This is a genomic window from Dietzia sp. CW19 (assembly GCF_014145265.1).
GTDB lineage: Bacteria > Actinomycetota > Actinomycetes > Mycobacteriales > Mycobacteriaceae > Dietzia > Dietzia natronolimnaea.
Genome location: NZ_JAALEE010000045.1, coordinates 1 through 6,254, shown reverse-complemented (window position 1 = coordinate 6,254; position 6,254 = coordinate 1). Strand labels below are relative to the sequence as shown.

7 protein-coding genes are annotated in these 6,254 nt (G+C 63.0%); 5 read left to right on the top strand and 2 right to left on the bottom strand.

Annotation, left to right across the window (positions count from 1 at the left end):
• The first annotated feature begins 159 nt into the window (after positions 1-159).
• Positions 160-858 (top strand): response regulator transcription factor, encoded by a 699-nt coding sequence (locus tag G6021_RS01705; RefSeq protein ID WP_017836391.1) that lies wholly within the window; start codon positions 160-162, stop codon positions 856-858.
• On the top strand, positions 855-2,012 hold the full coding sequence (locus G6021_RS01700) for an ATP-binding protein (protein ID WP_107746584.1): 1,158 nt from the start codon (positions 855-857) through the stop codon (positions 2,010-2,012). The genes G6021_RS01705 and G6021_RS01700 overlap by 4 nt, the downstream gene beginning before the upstream one ends.
• 1 nt (position 2,013) lies before the next feature.
• On the opposite strand, the gene G6021_RS17830 is transcribed toward G6021_RS01700, so the two are convergent.
• Positions 2,014-2,640, bottom strand: coding sequence for a M23 family metallopeptidase (locus tag G6021_RS17830; RefSeq protein WP_182611321.1), 627 nt, complete (start codon positions 2,638-2,640; stop codon positions 2,014-2,016).
• Between the two features lie 585 nt (positions 2,641-3,225).
• Here G6021_RS17830 and G6021_RS01690 point away from each other — a divergent pair.
• The 3 genes from G6021_RS01690 to lnt all read left to right on the top strand — a co-directional run bounded on the left by G6021_RS01690 (position 3,226) and on the right by lnt (position 5,874).
• A complete protein-coding gene (locus G6021_RS01690; protein WP_223210127.1) occupies positions 3,226-3,720 on the top strand; it encodes a hypothetical protein in 495 nt (164 codons plus the stop codon).
• The gene (locus tag G6021_RS01685; protein ID WP_017836387.1) at positions 3,717-4,082 is read left to right on the top strand and encodes a cytochrome b5 domain-containing protein; all 366 of its coding nucleotides are present in this window, start codon (positions 3,717-3,719) and stop codon (positions 4,080-4,082) included. The genes G6021_RS01690 and G6021_RS01685 overlap by 4 nt, the downstream gene beginning before the upstream one ends.
• Before the next feature lie 313 nt (positions 4,083-4,395).
• Positions 4,396-5,874, top strand: coding sequence for an apolipoprotein N-acyltransferase (gene lnt / locus G6021_RS01680; protein ID WP_235027363.1), 1,479 nt, complete (start codon positions 4,396-4,398; stop codon positions 5,872-5,874).
• 158 nt (positions 5,875-6,032) lie between these two features.
• On the opposite strand, the gene G6021_RS16875 is transcribed toward lnt, so the two are convergent.
• Positions 6,033-6,254 (bottom strand): hypothetical protein (locus G6021_RS16875; RefSeq protein WP_206682638.1); only part of this gene is annotated, 222 nt, incomplete at its 5' end.

Sequence of the window (6,254 nt, the reverse complement as noted above, 5' to 3'; positions counted from 1 at the left end):
CGGTCGGGGTTTGATGAAGGTCTGATCAAGATCGAGCACGCGGTAGGCGCCAGTGGCAGACCTACGACGATGATTGGCCTTATGTCCACATCCGATTCTCGAGACGCCGGACCTGAAGGTGAGTCACCGACCACTCGCGCGACCGCAGGGTTGCGGGCGATGGTCGTCGAAGACGAGCGTGAGCTCGCCGACCTCATCGGTACCTATCTGACTCGTGACGGCTTCGACCTCACGGTCGTTCATGACGGGCAGGACGCAGTCGACCTGATCCGGCAAGTCGATCCCGACGTCGTCGTGCTAGACCTCGGTCTTCCGCGGCTGGACGGCGTCGAAGTGTGCCGCCAGTTGCGCACCTTCTCCGATGCGTATGTCGTCATGCTCACCGCCCGCACCGAGGAGGTCGACACCCTCATCGGACTGTCCGTGGGAGCCGACGACTACATGACCAAACCGTTCAGCCCACGAGAGCTCATGGCCCGCATCCAGGTCATGCTGCGCCGTCCTCGATCGTCTACGGCCTTACGCTCCCCGTCTGCGGCCTCCGATCACAGAGAGCTGCGAAGGATTGGGGCACTGGCAATCGACGTCGAAGGCCGCGAGGTCACCGTCGACACCACCCCGATCCAGTTGACCAGGACCGAGTTCGACCTCTTGGCGGCACTGACGCGAGACCCCGGCTTGGTGCTGTCCCGGACGCAGTTGATCAATGCGATCTGGGGGCCCGACTGGGTCGGCGACACGCACCTTGTTGATGTCCACATCGCGCACCTCAGACGCAAGCTCGGAGACACTGCGTCCCGGGGCGCATACATCCGCACCGTCCGCGGTGTCGGCTACCGCACCGGAGATGGTCAGTGAGCCGGATCGATCTGGGTGACAACGTGACGCGCCTCAAGCGGTGGTTCACCACTGCCACCTTCGGTACCCGGCTACTGGCGGCGCTCGCTTTTGTGATGATCGGTTTCGCAGTCAGTGCCTGGGTCGTCGCCGCAATACTTGCCCCCGGAATCTTCCACGAGCATCTGGAGATGGCCGGACTGTCACAGAACTCCTCCGAAGCAGCCCATATGGAGGAGGCATTCAACTCGTCAATGATGCTGTCTTGGTCGATCGCACTGGCGGTATCGGTGATCTTGTCGCTGGCTGTCAGCGGCTACATCGCCCGCCGCGTTCAACGATCGATCACCCCGGTCACCCGATCAGTCCAGCAGATCTCCGGTGGAGAATACAACTCACGAGTACACGAGCCGAGAATAGGTCGTGAATTCGACGATCTTGTCGCCAGCTTCAACGAACTGGCACGACGACTAGATGCCACCGAAACCACACGCCGACGGATGCTCTCAGATCTCGCACACGAGTTGCGGACTCCCCTGGCCACGCTCGAATCCCACCTTGAGGCAATCGAAGACGGCGTCCGTGCACTCGACGACGACACGCTGCGCATTCTGCGAACCGCGACTGGTCGGCTAGGCCGGCTCGCTCACGACGTCAGCGCGGTGTCCCGAGCCGAAGAACACCTCACGCGTCTCATCCCCATCGGTACCGACACTCGCAGCATCATCGCGGCCGCGATCGACGCCCTGCGCCCCGAGTACTCGCACAAAAATGTGCTGCTCCAAGCACGTATTGATCAGGCAATACCGATCACTGTCGACAGTGATCGAATCAACCAGGTCCTGACCAACCTTTTGCACAACGCGCTCCGCCACACCGACTCAGGTGGGATGGTCACCGTCACCAGTCGCCTACACAACGGGAACGTGGAGATCACTATCGCCGACACTGGAGAAGGCATCGCAGCGCAGCACCTCGACCACATTTTTGACCGCTTCTACCGCGTCGACACCGCACGCGACCGGGCACACGGAGGAAGCGGCATCGGACTCACCATTACTCGCGCACTGGTCGAAGCCCACGAAGGCCATATCCGCGTTCACAGCGACGGGCTCGGCCGCGGCGCCCGATTCACGATCTCCTTACCGCAGACCCCGGCTCACTCCAAGGGCTGACTCAGTTGGTCGCGATACCGTTTTCCCGGAGCCACTCGATGGGGTCGGCGCGCTCCCGTCCCTCGTTCAACCACACCTCGAAGTGCAAGTGCGACCCGGTGGAAAAGCCACGACTTCCCATGAGGGCAATCGTCTGTCCAGCCTGTACACGCTGGCCGGTGGACACGAGAACCTCTTCCATGTGTCCATAAACGGTCATCGTGCCCTCATCCGACAGCAGTCGGACCCAATTGCCGAACCCTTGCGCCGGGCCGGCATCGATGACGGTCCCGTCAGTCGCCGCCACGATCGGGGTTCCGATCACGTTTGCGATATCGATGCCGCCGTGGAGCGAGCCCCAGCGTTGGCCGAACTCAGACGTGAGGGTCCCGACTGTCGGCATCGCTGCTGTTGGACGGCGCGCGGTCTCCTCGGCAACTTGCCGGCGAGCGTCGATTTCGGTGCCTGCCGCCAATGACGACACCATGGCGGCAGCGCTCTCCAGCGGGATGTCGCCTTGCACCGCAACGGGCCCAGGCAGTTCAGCCGGGGGAAGGGCTATGTCTCCAGACTGGCCAGCAGGACTGATCGACTCCTCGTGCGCGATGAGGTGAATGTGCTCACCACCAGCCTCTGTGTGCTGGTCCACTAGAAAACTTATCGAGGACACGATGGCCCCGGCGGCGACCGTGACGACGACGACCTGATCGCGTAACTCGGGCCGGGCGGAGGGTTGGCGATGCGTACCGCCACCTCGAGGGCGACCAGAACTCGCCCAGATGTCGACAGTTAAAGGGTGTGCCTTGCGGCGTGCACGTCTTCGCTCCACTGCCGCCGTGTCTCCCCTGCCGCTATACCGTGATGGTTTCGTGATGTGACTTCTGCTCGAACTTAGACGAGCAGAGTCCCCGTCGCAAGAAGTGGGGGCCTGCACGCCCGTGTCGAAGAACGACCGGGAGCGGCTCCCTCAAGCGTGCATCGTGCCTAGAGTCTCCCTCTGACCACAGCCTCTGGCAGCGTTCATCAAGCTGCCTGTTGCGAGTGTCAGGGACTACGTGGGCGACATGGGAAGGCCTTCGGAAGCTGGACGTCCTGACAGGCTTCACCCAGGTTCACCCCAACTGGCCGCGCACCAATTCAGCACCGCGTCAGCGACCGTCACGTCCGGGATCTTGATCAGACCTTCATCAAACCCCGACCGAATCAAGAGGTCAGCACAGCACAATCTCCAGATGTGACAGTGCGTGCGGCATTGGGGGACAAGTGGGGCGGGTCGCCGGCCGCCTCCCACCACGAAGAAGTGGACGAGCAGCTCGAGAAAGGGAAAGTGTCGCGATCACAAGATTTACAGATTTCCGGACGATTGTTGTTGCTCGCACGAGCGGTGGCGTTAGTGACAGTCAGCGCCCTCGGACTCCTCTTCACTTCGGCAGGGGTGCTGGTCCAGGACGGCACCAGTCTGGACGTCCACAGCTCGGCCGCCATCGCCCTTCATGTCCTCACCGGCGTGCTGGCTCTGGTTCTAGGGTGGCGCGCGTGGGCTACACGGCGAGGTCGCTGGGCTGCAGTCGTCGCCCTCGTCCTGTTCGGGGCCACGTTCGCCCAAGCGAGCTTAGGGGGCAGTTCGACCTTGGCATTTCACATCGGCGTAGCACTGGTGCTCACGGTCCTGTGTACGTGGCTGGCCGCCTGGACTTTCGGTAGATCACTATACGAGGAGATCGAATGAGACTGCGCAGGACACTCACCGCCTCCGGCTCCACCGCCGCCCTGCTCCTAGCTGTGGGCTGCGCCGGGAACGACACGGGCGCGCCAGAGCAGGCAGAGCAGCTCCAGACGGGCGAGAGAGCCGAGAAACAGGTCACGATGGCCGAGGTCCAGCAGAACGATTCGACCGACTCGTGTTGGACCGTGATCGAGAACATCGTCTACGACCTCACCGCGTGGGTCGACCAACACCCGGGCGGGCCGGACCGGATCGAGCAGCTGTGCGGCACAGACGGGACAGAGAGTTTCACCGACCAGCACAGTGGAGCGTCCCAGCCACAATCGCGGCTCGCCGAGTTCCAGATCGGCCAGCTCGCCGGGTGACCCGGCAGATATGCTTCCGATCCGCTCTGTGCGTCCCGGTCGGAGGCATGTGCCGGGCCCCGCTCCGGGGCCGCGCGCGTGGACTCAGCGAGGCCGTGAACGGGTTCGATTCGCTCCCCCCGCGACCTCTGCGGAAGACGAGAGCGCACCTCGCGAGCGTGACATGACAACACGACAGAAGAACCGTGGGCCGCAATCGGTGGTACTGCCAGCAGTCGGCCTCAGGATGGGCGGGGTTACCCGAAATCAACCGCGGTCAACGCCTTCTCGGCGGTGGCTAAATAGTCACCCCGTCGGCCGTGCGCTTGGTCGAATGGTGTCGTCATTGGGCGCAGGAATACTGCTGTACACCAGTTTCCCGCCTCTATCCTTGTGGTTTCTCGCCCCGGCCGGTCTTGCCATTTTGGTTCTGGCGGTCCGAGGGATCGGCGTGCGCGGCGCGTTCGGATTGGGATACCTGGCTGGTCTCGGGTTCTTCGTACCTTTACTGCCCTGGGTGGGGGTTTATGTCGGCGCTGTCCCCTGGCTAGCATTAGCGGCGCTACAGGCCGTGGCAGTCGCTGTCTTCGCTGGGGCCACCGCACTGGTGGCGCGGCTGCCCGGGGCTGCACTGTGGATCGCGTGCTGCTGGGTGGCCACCGAAGCGGTTCGAGCGCGCCTGCCCTTCGGTGGGTTTCCCTGGGGCCGGCTGGCGTTCGGTCAGACTGATGGACCATTGCTGGCGATCGCTCAGATCGCTGGGGCGCCAGGGGTGAGCCTGTCCGTTGCACTGGTGGGCAGCGCGACGGCTGCAGTGGTCGTCGGACTTGCTCGGCGCTCCGCCTGGCGCTCGGTGTTGCTACTCGGGGCGGTGCTTGTGACCGCCTCTGCACTCGGCTCGATACCCGTCTCTACCGCACCAATCACCACCCCCTCTAAAACGGTTGCCCTAGTCCAGGGCAACGTGCCCCGACTCGGTCTGGATTTCAACGCGCAACGGCGCGCTGTACTGGACAATCATGTGGCTCGTACCGACGCTCTCGCCGCCGAGGTCGCAGCGGGGGTGAAGCCCGCACCGGATCTGGTGATCTGGCCGGAGAACGCATCAGACATCGACCCGTTTCGCAATGCCGACGCTGCAGAACAGATCGATGCGGCCACAGAGGCAATCGGCGCTCCGATCCTTGTGGGGGCGGTGGTGTCCACTGGCTCCGGTACCACCCGAAATACAGCGCTGGTGTGGGAGCAAGGAACAGGACCTGGCGATGCGCACGACAAAAGACGACTGGTTCCATTTGGTGAATATCTGCCAATGCGATCGATCGTGAGCAAGCTTTCGCCTTATGCCGCGCAGGCGGGCAACTTCGTGCCCGGTAACGGCGATGGTGTGGTGACCATCGATGAGACACCGCTCGCTGTGGCCACCTGTTATGAGGTCGCGTTCGATGATCTGGTGGCCGAGTCGGTTCGGTCGGGGGCGCAGTTGATCGCGGTACCAACGAACAATGCAACCTTCGGCGATACCGACATGACCTATCAGCAGCTGGCGATGTCGCGGCTGCGCGCTGTCGAACACAACCGCACGGTGGTGGTAGCGGCCACCAGCGGTGTCAGCGCGATTATCGCGGCGAATGGCGATGTGCTCGAGCAGACCGAAATGTTCACTGCCGATGCCCTCGTCGCACAGGTCCCGCTCAATACCGAGTTCACACTTGCCACCCGATTACGTTCAATTCCTGAACTCATCATCACGGTCACCGCAGTATTCGCGATGCTGGTGGGGTGGATTGCTAGCCGCCGTCGGCGGGGCTGAGATCCCCGGCCATGAGTGCGCGCCGATATCGGGAGCGGACCCGTCGTCGGCCGGGCCGGCTGCAGGCGCTCAACGTGAGCATGTCGGGCAGGGCGCCGAGGGCGAGAAATTGATGAGCTCCCGCGAGGTAAGGGCGAGAGCCAGCTCGAGGATTGGACTCAGTAATCGAGCCTATTTCTCGGACGTAGACGCCGTCGGCGTTCAGCCTCAAATCTGGTGCCGTAGCGATCACGAACGGTCATCGTTACGAGGCGGTCATGGGCCACTGCCTCCGTGGCCGCATCCACCTCAGCAATATGACCGGATACGACATCAGGATCGATATCCCTGTCACCAGGTCCCACAGCACCGTCGCCTAGGAGACTGCTGAACAAGTGGCG